Origin of the sequence: Oricola nitratireducens, from assembly GCF_014904745.1 — a bacterium.
In the GTDB taxonomy this organism is placed as follows: domain Bacteria; phylum Pseudomonadota; class Alphaproteobacteria; order Rhizobiales; family Rhizobiaceae; genus Oricola; species Oricola nitratireducens.
The window spans coordinates 172,176-186,247 of record NZ_JACZCS010000023.1 but is presented as its reverse complement, the minus strand read 5'-3'; the positions used below and the strand labels follow the sequence as shown (position 1 = coordinate 186,247).

At 64.7% G+C, this 14,072-nt stretch carries 13 protein-coding genes; 6 read left to right on the top strand and 7 right to left on the bottom strand.

From position 1 onward, the window contains the following. Window positions 1–7: 7 nt before the first annotated feature. A complete protein-coding gene (gene hflC, locus IG169_RS12670; protein WP_193176569.1) occupies window positions 8–922 on the bottom strand; it encodes a protease modulator HflC in 915 nt (304 codons plus the stop codon). Continuing rightward, window positions 922–2,079, bottom strand: a complete 1,158-nt coding sequence (hflK, locus tag IG169_RS12665; protein ID WP_193176568.1) for an FtsH protease activity modulator HflK — start codon at window positions 2,077–2,079, stop codon at window positions 922–924. Before hflK ends, hflC begins: the two co-directional genes overlap by 1 nt. A gap of 213 nt (window positions 2,080–2,292) precedes the next feature. Here hflK and IG169_RS24350 point away from each other — a divergent pair, with 213 nt between their 5' ends. The 6 genes from IG169_RS24350 to IG169_RS12635 all read left to right on the top strand — a co-directional run bounded on the left by IG169_RS24350 (window position 2,293) and on the right by IG169_RS12635 (window position 10,115). Continuing rightward, window positions 2,293–4,101, top strand: coding sequence for an ATP-binding protein (locus tag IG169_RS24350; RefSeq protein ID WP_193176567.1), 1,809 nt, complete (start codon window positions 2,293–2,295; stop codon window positions 4,099–4,101). Further along, complete coding sequence (locus IG169_RS12655) at window positions 4,098–5,444, top strand: sigma-54-dependent transcriptional regulator (protein WP_193176566.1); 1,347 nt, start codon at window positions 4,098–4,100, stop codon at window positions 5,442–5,444. Before IG169_RS24350 ends, IG169_RS12655 begins: the two co-directional genes overlap by 4 nt. A 205-nt stretch (window positions 5,445–5,649) precedes the next feature. Beyond that, the gene (locus tag IG169_RS12650; protein WP_193176565.1) at window positions 5,650–6,672 is read left to right on the top strand and encodes a TAXI family TRAP transporter solute-binding subunit; all 1,023 of its coding nucleotides are present in this window, start codon (window positions 5,650–5,652) and stop codon (window positions 6,670–6,672) included. A 124-nt stretch (window positions 6,673–6,796) separates the two neighbouring features. After that, window positions 6,797–8,890, top strand: coding sequence for a TRAP transporter permease (locus IG169_RS12645; protein WP_193176564.1), 2,094 nt, complete (start codon window positions 6,797–6,799; stop codon window positions 8,888–8,890). A gap of 251 nt (window positions 8,891–9,141) precedes the next feature. After that, window positions 9,142–9,567, top strand: coding sequence for a hypothetical protein (locus tag IG169_RS12640; RefSeq protein WP_193176563.1), 426 nt, complete (start codon window positions 9,142–9,144; stop codon window positions 9,565–9,567). An 83-nt stretch (window positions 9,568–9,650) separates the two neighbouring features. Next, complete coding sequence (locus IG169_RS12635; protein WP_193176562.1) at window positions 9,651–10,115, top strand: hypothetical protein; 465 nt, start codon at window positions 9,651–9,653, stop codon at window positions 10,113–10,115. A 111-nt stretch (window positions 10,116–10,226) separates the two neighbouring features. On the opposite strand, the gene IG169_RS12630 is transcribed toward IG169_RS12635, so the two are convergent. The 5 genes from IG169_RS12630 to IG169_RS12610 all read right to left on the bottom strand — a co-directional run bounded on the left by IG169_RS12630 (window position 10,227) and on the right by IG169_RS12610 (window position 14,012). After that, window positions 10,227–11,075 (bottom strand): class III extradiol dioxygenase subunit beta, encoded by an 849-nt coding sequence (locus IG169_RS12630; RefSeq protein ID WP_193176561.1) that lies wholly within the window; start codon window positions 11,073–11,075, stop codon window positions 10,227–10,229. After that, entirely contained in the window at window positions 11,075–11,467 is a 393-nt protein-coding gene (gene ligA / locus IG169_RS12625) for a protocatechuate 4,5-dioxygenase subunit alpha (RefSeq protein WP_246717342.1), read from the bottom strand. Before ligA ends, IG169_RS12630 begins: the two co-directional genes overlap by 1 nt. 201 nt (window positions 11,468–11,668) lie before the next feature. Continuing rightward, window positions 11,669–12,223: a dihydrofolate reductase gene (locus tag IG169_RS12620; RefSeq protein ID WP_193176559.1), complete on the bottom strand. Its 555-nt coding sequence runs from the start codon at window positions 12,221–12,223 to the stop codon at window positions 11,669–11,671. Beyond that, window positions 12,220–13,221 (bottom strand): DUF4424 domain-containing protein, encoded by a 1,002-nt coding sequence (locus tag IG169_RS12615; RefSeq protein WP_193176558.1) that lies wholly within the window; start codon window positions 13,219–13,221, stop codon window positions 12,220–12,222. The genes IG169_RS12620 and IG169_RS12615 overlap by 4 nt, the downstream gene beginning before the upstream one ends. Continuing rightward, window positions 13,218–14,012 (bottom strand): thymidylate synthase, encoded by a 795-nt coding sequence (locus IG169_RS12610; protein WP_193176606.1) that lies wholly within the window; start codon window positions 14,010–14,012, stop codon window positions 13,218–13,220. Before IG169_RS12610 ends, IG169_RS12615 begins: the two co-directional genes overlap by 4 nt. Window positions 14,013–14,072: the final 60 nt, after the last annotated feature.

Sequence of the window (14,072 nt, the reverse complement as noted above, 5' to 3'; positions counted from 1 at the left end):
CGCCGGATTACTGCGCCGGCGCGGCCGCGGGCGGCTGCGTGCCGTCGGCGTTCTTGAAGAACTTGAAGAACTCCGAATCCGGCGACAGCACCATCGTCGTGTCGGAATTCTCAAGCGCCCGCTGATACGCGGCCATCGAGCGGTAGAACTCGAAGAATTGCGTGTCCCGGCCGAACGCGTCCGCGAAGATCTTGTTTCGCTTGGCGTCGCCCTCGCCGCGCAGGATTTCCGATTCGCGTTGCGCTTCGGCGACGATCTCGACCACCTGGCGGTCGGCGACCGCGCGGATCCGGCTCGCGGTCTCGCGGCCGCGGGCACGAATGCGTTCGGCCTCGGCGAGACGTTCCGCCTTCATGCGGTCGAAGGTCTGCTGCGAGACTTCCGCCGTCAGGTCGGTGCGCACGATGCGCACGTCTTCCACCGTCAGGCCGAGTGACTGGGCGTCGGGCCGGATCAGGTCGCGCACCTCACGCATCATCTCATTGCGTTCCGCCGACAGCGCCGCCTCGAAGGAGCGCAGGCCGTAGACCCGGCGCAGCGCGGCGTCGAAACGCGTCCGCAGGCGGGCGGCGGCGGAGTCGAGGTTGCCGGAGACCGTTTCGCGGAACCTGCGCGCATCGGTGATCTTGTAGGTCAGGAACGCGTCGACCTCGTAGAAACGGCCGCCCGAAACCTGTACCGGCGGCTGGTCCGACAGGTCGAGGCGCAACACGCGGTCCTCGATGATCTGCACGGTATCGAAACCGGCGAACGCGAAGGGCGCCTTGAAATAGAGGCCCGGCTCTGTCCGCACGTCCTGGATTTCGCCGAAACGCAGGACGATCGCCTGCTGGCGTGCGTTGACCACGAAAACCGATGCGTAAAGGGTAATCAGGACGACGGCGATGGCGATGCCGATGATCGTCAGCTTGTTGGTGCTCATTACTGTGCGCCTCCGGTCGTCGACGACGTCGTCGTGGAGTTGGTGGTCGTGGCGTTTGTCTTGCTGCGGTTCTGGATTTCGGGCAGCGGCAGATACGGGATAACCCCCTGGCTACCGCCTTTCTCGTCCATGATGACCTTGTTGGAACTGCCCAGCACGCGTTCCATCGTCTCGAGGAACAGCCGCTTGCGCGTGACCTCGGGCGCCAGCTTGTACTGGTCGTAGATGGAGATGAAGCGCTGCGCCTCACCCTCGGCTTCCTGAACGACGCGGGTCGCATAGGCCGCGGCTTCTTCGCGAATCTGCGCCGCCTGGCCGCGTGCCGCGCCCAGTTTCTGGTTCGAATACTGGTTGGCTTCCTCGCGGAACTGGTCTTCGTTCTGCTCGGCGCGCTGCACTTCCTCGAAGGCGTCGGCCACTTCGCGCGGCGGCGCGGCGTCCTCGATCGAGACCGTGTTGATCGATATGCCCGCGCCATATTCGTCGAGCGTCGCCTGCATCGAGGAACGCACTTCGGTGGCGATTGCGGCACGGTTGTCGCGGAAGACGTCCTGCGCCGGCCGGCGGCCGACGATCTCGCGCATGGCGCTCTCGGCGACCTGGCGGACCATTTCGTCGGGATCCTTGACATTGAACAGGTAGGCGGCCGGATCGACCACCGCGAACAGAACCGCGAACTGCACGTCGACAATGTTCTGGTCGCCCGACAGCATCAGGCCTGAATTCGGGCCGACGCCGACCGATCCGATGGCGATCTGCTTCTCGACGATCTGCACCTTCTCGACGGTTTCGATCGGCCAGAAGTGGAAATGCAGGCCCGGTCCGGACAGTTCCGCCTTCGGCTTGCCGAAGACAAGCTCGACGGCGCGTTCGTCGGTGTCGACCTGGTAGAAGGCCTGCAGGCAGTAAAGCACAACGAGGGCGATGCCGATCAGGCCGAACAATGCGGGGCTGGAGCCGCCGCCGCCCGGCATGGCGCGTTTCAGACGGTCCTGGCCTTTCCGGATGATTTCCTCGAGATCCGGCGGTTGCCCGCCCGGCCTCTGCGGTCCGCGCGGTCCGGATGGACCTTGCCCCCATGGGCCGCCGCCGCCATTGTTACCTCCGCCGCCGCCCCAAGGGCCGCCGCCGCCACCGTTCTGATTGCTCCAGGGCATCCAGTTCCTCTCAAATGGTAAAAACCGCCGGATTACGCATCCGGCGGCGTTCTCTGTGGCCTGTTATAGGAATGCGCAGAGACGCTTTCAACGCGCATCTTGCGTTTTACGTGAATGTTCAGTGTGTTTGCCGCAACCAGGCCGGCCGCGCGCCATGTTGTGCGTTGGCGAAGATGGTTCTAGTTTTTCGCTTTTGCTGTCCGGAAGAACCGCGTGCGCCAGTTTCAGTTTCTCATTGCCATCGCCCTCGCGGCGCTCGTTGCCGGTTTCGCGGCCTGGCAGGCGGTCTACCGGTCGGCCTATGACGAGCTTGCCGATGTCCAGCGCACCGACCTCGTGCTCGCCCGCCAGTCGCTGCGCAGCGAGATCGAGCGCTTCCGCAACCTGCCGCGCGTCATGCGCCATGACGATCGCATCCGCCTGCTGGTCGACGATCCGTCGGCGCCGCCGCACGTCATGCTGGTCAACCGCCTCCTCGCCACCATCCGCGACCAGACCAACGCCGACGAACTCTTCGTCCTCGACGAGACCGGCCGGACCATCGCCGCCTCCAATTTCGACACGCCGATGACCTTCGTCGGCCAGAACTATGGCTTCCGCCCCTATTTCCGCGACGCCATCGCGACCGGCAGCGGCCAGTTCTACGCCGTTGGCGCGACCACCGGCCGGCCCGGCTACTTCCTGTCGTCGCGCATTGCCGGCGAAACCGGCACCGGCGTCGTCGTCGTCAAGGTCGACATGACCACCTTCGCCCAGGCCTGGCGCGACAACGCGCCGGGCACCGCGCTGATGGACCGCGACGGCGTCGTGTTCCTGGCCGGCGATCCGGACTGGCAGTACCGGCCGTTCTCAGGCCTCGGCGAGGACGCCCGCCGGCGTATCGCCGCAAGCCGCAAATATACCGGCATCGTCCTCGAAGCCGCCGCGCCGCTGTTTTCCCCCGCAATCCTGGCGGCCGCATCTGAAAACGGCCATGCCACCGCGGGCGACACGATCGTCTCCATCCTGCCGGCCGGCGAAAACGATTGGCACCTCGTCAGCGCCAGCACGCTTGCGCCCGTCCGTCGCGCGGCGCTGACCGGCGGCGTGCTCGCCGGCGCCGCCGCCCTGCTGATCGCCGGCGCACTGGTGATCATGCGCCAGCGCCGCTCCATCCTGCGCATGAAACTCGACCGCAACGCCGAACTCGAAGCCAAGGTCACCGAGCGCACCGCCGCGCTCGCCCAGGAGATCGAGGAGCGCAAGCGCGCCGAAAAGGATCTCCGCGACGCCCAGGAAAGCCTCGTCCAGTCGGCCAAGCTCGCCGCGCTCGGGCGCATGTCGGCGGCCATCGTCCACGAGGTCTCGCAGCCGCTCGCCGCCATGGACATGACGCTGGCGACCGCCGGCGCCCACACCAAATCCGGCGATACCGGACGCACGATCTCCGCGCTCGACCACGCCCGCGAGACCGTCCGCCGCATGCAGCGCATGGTCAAGCATCTCAAGACCTTCGCCAAGCGCGACGCCGGCAAGCTCGCCGATATCGACATCCAGTCCTGCATCGACGCCGCCGTCAGTCTCGCCGAACCGCGCCGCAGGGACGCCGACGCGGAGATCGTCGTCGGCGCGAGCGCGCCGCGGACCTTCGTGCGCGCCGGTCCGGTCCGCCTGGAACAGGTCTTTCTCAACATTCTCATCAACGCGCTCGATGCCGTCGACGGCCGCGACGAGCGGCGCGTCACGGTCTACGTCGAGACGAAGGACGGCGTGGTCGCCGTGAGCATCGCCGACACCGGTGTCGGCATCTCCGAAACCGATCTCTCCCGCGTCACCGAACCCTTCTTTTCGACCAAGGAGACCGGCGAGGGCCTCGGCCTCGGCCTGTCGATCTCCAACTCGATCATCGAGGACTTCGGCGGCACGCTTGCCGTCGACAGCGCCCCCGGCGCCGGAACCCGCGTCCGCGTCAGCCTGCCGGTGGCCGGCGGCGGCAAGGCCGGCGCGCCGCATCCCGCCCGCAGCGAAACCGTCGCGGCATGAGCGAAACCCGCATCCTCTTCGTCGACGACGAGGCCGAGGTCCGCCGCTCGGCCGCCGAATGGCTGACGCTCAGCGGCTTCTCCGTGACGACGGCGGCCAATGTCGCCGAAGCGAAGGCGCAATTGGCGCGCCAGGACGCCGACGTCGTCGTCACCGACATCCGCATGCCCGGCGAGGACGGCCTCGCCCTGTTGCGCCATGTCACCGAACACCATGCCGGCGTCCCGGTGATCCTGCTGACCGGTCACGGAGACGTCACCATGGCCGTCTCCGCCATGCGCGACGGCGCCTATGATTTTCTCGAAAAACCCTATGACGCCGATCACCTCGTCGTCGTCCTGCGCAATGCCGGCGAAAAGAATCGCCTGTCACGCGAGCTGGCCCGCCTGCGCGGACGGCTCGCCCACGCCTCCGGCCTTGACCGCCGCATGATCGGACAAAGCGCGGCAATCCAGGGCGCCAGGGAACAGCTGCTGCAGCTCGCCGGCCTCGACATCGACGTTCTTCTGCGCGGCGAAACCGGTACCGGCAAGGAGGTGGCGGCGCACCTGCTGCACGACCTGTCGCCGCGCGCCGCAAAACCCTTCGTGGCGATCAATTGCGCCGCCGTGCCGGAATCGATCTTCGAAAGCGAGCTCTTCGGCCATGCCAGGGGAGCCTTCACCGGCGCCGATCGCGAGCGCGAGGGCAAGCTCGTCTACGCCAATGGCGGCACCGTCTTCCTCGACGAGATCGAATCCATGCCGCTGGCGCTGCAGACCCGGCTGTTGCGCGTCATCCAGGAGCGCGAGGTCGAGGTTCTCGGCCGCAACGCGCCGCTGCCGCTCGACGTGCGCTTCATCGCCGCCACCAAGTCCGACCTCAAGGCGCTCGGCGACAAGGGCGGGTTCCGTCCCGACCTCTATTACCGCCTCGCCGCCTCCGAACTCGACCTGCCGCCGCTGCGCGAGCGCGGCAACGACGTCATCGCCCTGTTCGAGCATTTCGCCGCCGAGGAAGCCGCCCGCAACGGGCTGCAGCCGCGCAAGGCGCCGGAAGCTCTTCTGACCGCCCTCCTCGCCCATGACTGGCCCGGCAATGTGCGAGAGCTGAAATCGCTCGCCATCCGCTTTGCGCTCGGACTGTCCGACGGCATGCCCCGACAGGCCGCGTGCGGCGAACAGGCCCTGGCCGCGCCCGGCCTTGCCGAAACCATGGCGCGCATCGAAAGCGAAATCATCCGCCGCGCCTTGAAGGAGGCCGGCGGCAACCAGGCCGAAGCCGCGCGCCGCCTGCAGATCCCGCGCCGCACGCTCGGCGAAAAGATCGCCCGTCTCGGCATTCTCGACACCAGCCAGCCCTGACCCGATCCGGCGGTTCGCCGCCATCCGGGCGGCGTCATACGGCGGGATTCCGCCGCTTGTTTCGCGCCGCAACAATGCGCGTCGTGAAAATCGCCCCGCAAGCCCTTGATTTTCCTCGCGCCGCCGATCGCTCCCGTGTCTGGCACAGGCTTTGCAGAGAATAACCGACGGCATTCGCCGAGAAACGTCATATTGGGAGGAAACCATGACGCACACCCGACGCACGATTCTGACCGCAATCGCCGGCACGGCACTCGCCGCCACCGTCTCCTTCGGCGCGCAGGCGCAGGAACCGAAGAACTACATCCTGGCGACCGCCTCCACCGGCGGCACCTACTATCCCGTCGGCGTCGCCATCTCGACCCTGACCAAGGTCAAGCTCGAACCGAAACAGAAGATCGGCATGTCGGCCATTTCCTCGGCCGGCTCCGGCGAGAACGTCAAGCTTCTGCGCGACGGCGAAGCCCAGTTCGCGATCCTGCAGGGTCTTTACGGTTATTACGCCGGATCCGGCACCGGCCCGATCGCGGCCGACGGTCCACAGAAAAACCTGCGCTCGGTCTCGATGCTGTGGCAGAACGTCGAGCATTTCGTCATCGACAGCGACAAGGCCAAGACCGGCACGATCGAGGACATGGTCGCGCTCAAGGGCGAACCGATGGCGCTCGGCTCGCAGAACTCCGGCACGATCGGCTCCAACCGCACCATCCTGGCGGGCTTCGGCATCGACATCGACAAGGATTACGAGCTCGTCTACGGCGGCTACGGCCCGAGCGCCGAGGCGGTCCAGAACGGCAAGGCCGTCGGCATGAGCACGCCCGCCGGCGTTCCGGTTTCCGCCGTCACCCAGCTCTTCTCGGCGATGGGCGACAAGGTGACGCTGCTCGGCTTCACGCCCGAAGAGATCGACAAGGCCAACAGCGGCAAGAACCTGTGGACCGAATTCCTCATCCCGGCCGGCACCTATCCCGGTCTCGACAAGGACGTGACGACCATCGCCCAGCCGAACTTCCTGGCGACCAGCGCCGATGTTCCGGAAGAGGACGTCTATCAGATCACCAAGACCATGTACGAGAACCTGGCCTTCCTGCAGGCGATCCATCCGGCGACCAAGGCAATGGCGCTCGAAAAGGCGATTGCCGGGCTTCCCGTCCCGCTGCATCCGGGCGCCGCGCGCTTCTACAAGGAACAGGGCATCGAGATCCCTGACAGCCTGATCGCGCAGTAAGGGCGTCCCGGCCGGTTTTCCTCCGTGACGATCCCGCCGGGGCCAGCGGTCCCGGCGGCATGCGCGGATTGCGCCGGCCGTCTGTTATCCTTTTCCATTCGATCCTGAGACGCGGGAGCCATCCATGCGCGCCGAGACACTGACGCAATCCCGCCTGCCGGGCCTTCACCGCCACGGCCTTGGCTTGGTCACGCTGATCGTCGCGGTAGTGATCTCGCTTGCCCATATCTGGATGAACACGTTCGGCAACGTCTCGACGCTTGCCCAGAACGGTTTCCACTTCGCCGGCTTCGTCCTTCTCTGTGTCCTGGTGTCGCCCTTCGTCTCCGCCGACTGGGCGAAAACCCGCCTCGCCCGAACCATCGACATCGCCTTCGGCGTCGCCGTCGCCGTCGCCGCGCTCTACGTCGTCAATGCGGAGACGGCGATCTACGACCGCGGCGTCCGCCTGATCTGGTCGGACTGGCTCGCCGGCGCGCTCTGCATTTTGGGCGTGCTCGAATTCACCCGCCGCACCACCGGCTGGATCATACCCGTGCTGATCGCGCTCGCGCTCACCTATGTCACCTGGTGGGGCCAGTACGTGCCGGGCGTCTTCCGCTTCGGCGGCCTGCATGTCGAGACCGTGCTGTTCCGCGCGCTCTATGGCGACGACGCCATGTTCGGAACGATCGCCCGCATTTCATCGACCTACGTCTTCATGTTCATCCTCTTCGGCGCCTTTCTTCTGAAATCCGGCGCCGGCGAGTTCATCGTCGACATCTCCCGCGCCGTCGCCGGCAGGATGACCGGCGGGCCGGGTTTCGTCGCCGTCCTGTCGAGCGGCCTGACCGGCACCATCTCCGGCTCCGCCGTCGCCAACACCGCCTCGACCGGCGTCATCACCATACCCCTGATGAAACGCGCCGGCTTCCCCGCGACCTTCGCCGCCGGCGTCGAGGCGGCCGCATCCACCGGCGGCCAGCTGATGCCGCCGATCATGGGCGCCGGCGCCTTCGTCATGGCGACCTTCACCCAGATCCCCTACACGACCATCGTCACCGTCTCGATCCTGCCTGCGATCCTCTATTTCCTGACCGTCGCCTTCTTCGTGCGCATCGAGGCCAAGCGCTCCGACGCCACCGCGCTGGCCGAGGAGGAAGGCCCCGGTCTCGGCCAGGTGTTCCGCAATGGCGGTCCGTCCTTCATCATTCCCGTCGCGCTGCTGATCGTCCTTCTCGTGCGCGGCTACACGCCGACCTATGCCGCCGGCTACGCCATCCTCGCCTGCATCGCGGCCTCCTGGCTGACGCCGAACCGCATGGGCCCGGCCCGCATCGTCGAGGCGCTGGAACTCGGCGCGCGCAACATGATCATGACCGCGATCCTGCTCGTCAGCGTCGGCCTGATCGTCAACGTCATCACCACGGCGGGCATCGGCAACACGTTCTCGCTGATGATCTCGACCTGGTCGCAGGGCAATCTGCTGATCGCCCTCGTCCTCGTCGCGCTCGCCTCGCTGGTCCTCGGCATGGGCCTGCCGGTTACCGCCGCCTATATCGTCCTCGGCACCCTGTCCGCGCCCGCGCTCTACCAGTTGATCCTGCAGTCGCAACTGGCCGACCTGCTCGCCGCCGGGCAATTGCCCGAGGCCGCCAAGGCGATCTTCATGCTCGCCGTGCCGGAAAAGATGGCCGCCCTCGCCGCGCCGATGCCGCTGGCGGAAGCGCAGGCGATGATATCGGCGCTGCCACTGGAGAGCCTGTCGCTTCTCTACGACCAGGCCTTCCAGCCGCATGTGCTGGCCGTGGCGTTGCTGTCGGCGCACATGATCATCTTCTGGCTGAGCCAGGATTCCAACGTTACGCCGCCGGTCTGCCTCGCCGCCTTCACCGGTGCGGCAATCGCCGGAAGCCCGCCGATGAAAACCGGCTTCGCGGCCTGGAAGATCGCCAAGGGGCTCTATCTGGTGCCGCTGCTGTTCGCCTACACGCCGTTCCTGAACGGCGACTGGCCGCAGATGCTCTACATCTTCACCTTCGCTGTCTTCGGCCTGTGGGCGGTGGCGGCGGCCATCGAGGGCTACTGGGAAAACCGCATGAACCTGGCCGAGCGCCTCGTCACCCTCGCCGTCGGCTCGGCGCTGATGTGGCCCGCCCCGCATTGGGTGAACATCTCCGCGCTGGCGGGGTTCGCGGTCCTGTTCTGGTGGAACCTTCGGAAAGAGGCGCCCGCATAGGAAAGAACGACCACACGGTCCGAGAAGGCATCCGCCGGAGAAGCCAATATTCGTAAAGTTTTACGAAAATCCGAACGGCAACATAAAGGTAAGATATATTTATATAGGATTACAAAAATCGCTAAAATATTAAATACATATCATATTAAAGTGCTGTATTCTTAATTTAAAATGCGCTACATTACGTTACGTTAGGTATCGACAACGCTGGAGGGGCGCCCAAACTGATACTTGGCGATGGGAGAAGCGACATGGCTGAAGTCAAACAGCAAGCGAACCTCGAAACAAAAATGGCCAAACTTGACGCGGAGCGCGCAGAGGTCAAGCACCAGCTTGATCGCGAGCGTCTGGTCAAGATAACCGGCAGCGTGATCGAAACCATCACCTCCCCGGAATTCATCGAACGCATGCGCGTCGTCCGCGAAAAGGCGGCAAATGGCGACGGCCTGGAGGAAGTTGGCAAGATGCTGACGCTCGATGGCTTGCGCAAGGCAGGCGCCGATATTCCCGATGACTTCCGGCTCACCAGCCGCGTTTTCGAGGACAGAGTGAACGGGCTTCGATTCGAGGTCACGCCCAAACTCGACGGCATCTCTCCAATCGACCCCCTCGGCTGGGGCGCCTGTGCCGGCGGCGGCGCCGCCACGGTCTGCGGTTGCGGTGGATTTTCGACCTAGAAAGTCCTGCTTTTCGAAACGTGCAACGACGGCGGTGCATGTCACTGCCCCGCCGCCAAGCGTCTCTTTCAAGGGAGAGAAAGATGCCGAAATTACCCTATTCGGGATATGATGGCCTTGCATATGAGCAGGCCGAACTCGCGCGCGTCATGCGTTCCAACTACGATGACATCATCGGTTTCGTGACCACGCCCGAATTCCGTCGCTTGATGGAAGAAATGTCGTCACTGCACCCGAATGATCGCCCGCAATTCGTCTTCGACGTCCTGTTGAACGACGAAGCGCTGGCCGAGCGCGGGATACACCGGCCGGAAGGGATGCTGATTCAGCGATCCGCCTTCGGCGATCGGCGGCCGACCTTGTTCGTTGTGAAGAAATTCCTTCCGGAAGAATACAAGGACGTGTGGCAAAACGTGAACATCACGTTCGACAATGCTTTCATCGATGAAAGCGTGGGCCGCGATCCCGCGACGAGCTGGAGGCCTCCGCTCCCTGCGGATGCGCAGGCGGCGGCCATGGCAAAGGGACTGCCGCTCGAATCTTTGTAGCCTGAAAAAGTGCGGCGGATTTCACATCCGCCGCACCACCTGACGCCCCTGAGGCGCTGATCCTGGCCGTGATTGCCGCCTCCGACCGCCCGGTCGGCCCGGCAACAGGCCTCAGACGTTTTCCAGAATGATATGTCCGACGGCGGTGTTCGACGCCGGCACGTGGTAGTGGCGGTGCACTTCCTTGACCTCGTCGTTCAGCGCGCCGCGCATGACGTGCCACATCACCATCTCGACGCCTTCGGACCCCGCCTCGCGCAGATATTCCACATGCGGAATCTGGCTGGCGAAGACCGGGTCCTCGGTCAGCAGGTCGAGGAAGCGCGTGTCCCATTCGCGGTTGATCAGGCCGGCGCGCTTGTATTGCAGCTGGTGGCTCATGCCGCCGGTGCCGAACACCATGACGTTGAGGTCCTCGTCGAAGCTCTCGATCGCCTTGCGCACCGCCTTGCCGAGATTGTAGCAGCGATTGCCGGTCGGCGCCGGATACTGCACCACGTTGACGGCCAGCGGGATGACCAGGCACGGCCATTCCTCGTCCGGCCCGATTTCCCCGAACATTACCGACAGCGGCACGGTCAGGCCGTGATCGACCTCCATCTCGTTCATGATGGTCAGGTCGAATTCGTCGAGGATCAGCGACTGCGCGATGTGGCTCGCAAGCTTCTGGTGGTTCTTGACCACCGGCACCGGCCGTGGGCCCCAGCCTTCGTCGGCCGGCTTGAATTCGGCCGCGCAGCCGAGCGCGAAGGTCGGAATGCAGGAGGCGTCGAAGGCCGTGCAATGGTCGTTATAGACCAGGAAGATGACGTCGGGCTTGTTTTCCTTCATCCATTCGCGCGACTTCTCGAAGCCCTTGAAGACCGGCTGCCAGTAGGGCTGGTCGGTGATATGGGTATCCATCGCCACGCCGATGGCGGGCACGTGGGAGCACCCCACGCCTGCTGTAATCCGGGCCATTATTCTTCTTCTCCCCATTCGGATTTGTATCGGTTGCCCTCGATCGGGCGGCCGCCCTTGACCATCATCTCGCGATAGGCTTCCACGCCCATACCGGTCATCAGCCCGGCGAGGTTCTGGAAGTTGATCCCGTCGAAGGCGGCGAGTTTCGAGGTGTAGTAGATGTTCCCGCCCAGCTCGAGCAGCCGGTTCCAGTCGCGGTCGAGCACCGCCTGGCGCTGTTCCGGCTTCATCGGGAACTTATCCAGATAGGCCTCTTCACCGGCCTTGAACGCATCGCGGTTGACCTGCTTGCCAAGCGAAATGCAGAACTGGTTGAGGTGATATCCCTCGCGCGACCGGTCCGCGTCGAACACGAACGTGCCGGGGATGTCCTCGTAATCCTTTTTCATGCCCAAGGGCTGTCTCCTTTTCCTCCGGATGCCGACGGCCGCTCCCGGGTCCGGGAAACCGGTCGGCTTTGGGCTGTTGCCGCGCATTGCCCGTCTGAAGATGCATCAATAGTTCATAATTTGGGGAAGAAAAGGTCCGAGTCTCAAAATGAAAGACTCCGACAAAAAACTTATACCGGTGCTTTCGCGCCCTGCGCCGGCCTATGCCGCGCGCCGCTCATAGACAGTGAACCGCGTCGGGTGGCTGTCCTTTTCGCCGGCGGGAACGTCCTCCGCCTCGATCCGCTCCCACACGGCTGGATCGATCTCCGGAAATCCGGTGTCGCCGTCGACTTCGGCCAGCACATGCGTGACATAGAGCATGTCGGCGATGCCGACCGCCTGGGCGTAAATCTCGCCGCCGCCGATGATGAAGATCTCGTCGGCGAGCGGTTCGTCGGGATGCTCCGGGTCCGGCTCGGCGCTTTCCAGCCAGGCGGTGGCCAGTTCGATCGCCGAGTCGAGCGAGCCGACCCGCATGACGCCGTCGGCCGACCAGTCGTAATTGCGCGTCACGACGATGTTGAGCCGGCCCGGCAGCGGCTTGCCGATGCTCTCGAAGGTCTTGCGCCCCATGATGACGGGGCTGCCCATCGTCAGCGCCTTGAAGCGCTTCAGGTCGGACGACAGCCGCCACGGCATGTCCCCGTTACGTCCGATCGTCCCGTTCTGCGAGACTGCGACGATCAGCGAAACGATGGGATGAAGCGTGCTCACTGGTCCACCGACACCGCGAACAGGATGTCGAGATCGCGTGTCGGCCAGAAATCCGTCTTCTCCATCTCGAACCGCGTCGGCCCGGTCTTTTTCACCCCGTCGCCGCAGAACGAGACGAGATTGTCGGTCGAGCCCTTGTCGATGATCAGCCTGAAATGGCCGATCGACCCGGCCCAGTTGCCGCCCGTCGTCAGCACATAGGACAGCCACCGCTCCTGGTAGCCGTAGCCGCCCTTCGCCACAGCCGCCTTCTGGCGCTTTTCGATGCCCCTCACGAAGGACGCATCCGTGCAGTAGCGATGCGCGTAGTCCGCCGCGGTCTCGGCATTGTCCATGAAATAGACGCCGACCGTGCCGCCGACCGACGGCGTGTAGTCATGGTGAACCGCGAGATCGGCGTTTGCCGGAAACGTCATCCGCCACCAGTATGCCGATTTCAGCGTCCAGGCCGGCTCGATCGGGTCGACATAGCGCCCGCTCGCCGCGTCGGTATCCGCCATGAAGATGCCGCGCGAAACCATGTCGGCAAGCGTCTCCTGTGGCAGCTCGGCGAGCTTCATGTCGCCATTGTAATAGGCGAGCGGCGAGACCGGCAGGCCGGCCGCCTCCAGCACGTCGGTCACGTCGACGCCGGCGGCGTAAGCCCGCTGCTGCAACTGCGGCCGGATCGCCTGGCCGTCGGCGACGACCGAAAATCCGAGGAAATTGTCGTCCATCTGCGGGATCGCGATATTGGCGTCCGGACCGAGCTCGATATCGGGCATCGGAAAGGCGACGACCGTTTCGACATCGTGGTCCGCATGGTTTTGGAAGACATAGTCGACACTGACCTTGTCCATCGACAGGAACAGCGTCTCGCTGGCGATCGAAACGACGTCGCTGCGCGCATAGACGAGGCCGCCCGCGCCAAGTTCCGCCGACGTGTCGTTGGCGAGAGCCGGAGACTCGGCAAGCAGGGCCAGCGCAAGGGCCGCCGTCGCGCGCAAACCCCGGCTCATACCGCCACCGGCGCCTTGATATGCGGATGCGGCTCGTAGCCGACGATCTCGAAATCCTCGAACCGGAAATCGGTCAGATCGCTCGCCTTGCGGCCGATCTTCAGGAACGGCAGCGGCCGCGGATCGCGAGACAATTGCGTTTTCGCCTGCTCGAAATGGTTCGAATAGAGATGCGCGTCGCCAAACGTGTGCACGAAGTCGCCCGGCAACAGCCCGCAGACCTCGGCCACCATGTGCGTCAACAGCGCATAGGAGGCGATGTTGAACGGCACGCCGAGGAAGATGTCGGCCGAGCGCTGGTAGAGCTGGCACGACAGTTTCCCGTCGGAGACGTAGAACTGGAACAGGCAGTGGCACGGCGGCAGCGCCATCTCGTCGACCAGCGCCGGGTTCCACGCCGAGACGATGTGGCGGCGCGAATAGGGATTGGTCCTGATCCCCTCGACCAGCTTGGCGATCTGGTCGACATGCCCGCCGTCCGGCTTCGGCCATGACCGCCACTGGTAGCCGTAGACCGGGCCGAGATCGCCATTCTCGTCGGCCCACTCGTCCCAGATCGACACGCCGTTTTCCTTCAGCCATGCGATGTTTGTGTCGCCGCGCAGGAACCACAGCAACTCGTAGATGATCGAGCGCAGGTGCAGTTTCTTCGTCGTCAGGAGCGGAAAACCCTCGGACAGATCGAAGCGCATCTGGTAGCCGAACACCGAGCGCGTGCCGGTTCCCGTCCGGTCGCCGCGGTCGCTGCCGGTCTCCATCACGTGGCGCATGAAATCGAGATACTGCTTCATGCGGTCAGGAGACACGATTCCGGCGGTTTCGTCCACGCGGAAGAATCCGCCACTCACAAG

Coding starts and splice junctions, on each gene's coding strand:
- ligA (WP_246717342.1), bottom strand. CDS start 11,467: ATGAAAAAGGATTACGAGGACATCCCCGGCACGTTCGTGTTCGACGCG.
- IG169_RS12610 (WP_193176606.1), bottom strand. CDS start 14,012: ATGAAGCAGTATCTCGATTTCATGCGCCACGTGATGGAGACCGGCAGC.
- IG169_RS12645 (WP_193176564.1), top strand. CDS start 6,797: ATGCGCGCCGAGACACTGACGCAATCCCGCCTGCCGGGCCTTCACCGC.
- hflK (WP_193176568.1), bottom strand. CDS start 2,079: ATGCCCTGGAGCAATCAGAACGGTGGCGGCGGCGGCCCTTGGGGCGGC.
- hflC (WP_193176569.1), bottom strand. CDS start 922: ATGAGCACCAACAAGCTGACGATCATCGGCATCGCCATCGCCGTCGTC.
- IG169_RS12635 (WP_193176562.1), top strand. CDS start 9,651: ATGCCGAAATTACCCTATTCGGGATATGATGGCCTTGCATATGAGCAG.
- IG169_RS12650 (WP_193176565.1), top strand. CDS start 5,650: ATGACGCACACCCGACGCACGATTCTGACCGCAATCGCCGGCACGGCA.
- IG169_RS12630 (WP_193176561.1), bottom strand. CDS start 11,075: ATGGCCCGGATTACAGCAGGCGTGGGGTGCTCCCACGTGCCCGCCATC.
- IG169_RS12615 (WP_193176558.1), bottom strand. CDS start 13,221: ATGAGCCGGGGTTTGCGCGCGACGGCGGCCCTTGCGCTGGCCCTGCTT.
- IG169_RS12640 (WP_193176563.1), top strand. CDS start 9,142: ATGGCTGAAGTCAAACAGCAAGCGAACCTCGAAACAAAAATGGCCAAA.
- IG169_RS12655 (WP_193176566.1), top strand. CDS start 4,098: ATGAGCGAAACCCGCATCCTCTTCGTCGACGACGAGGCCGAGGTCCGC.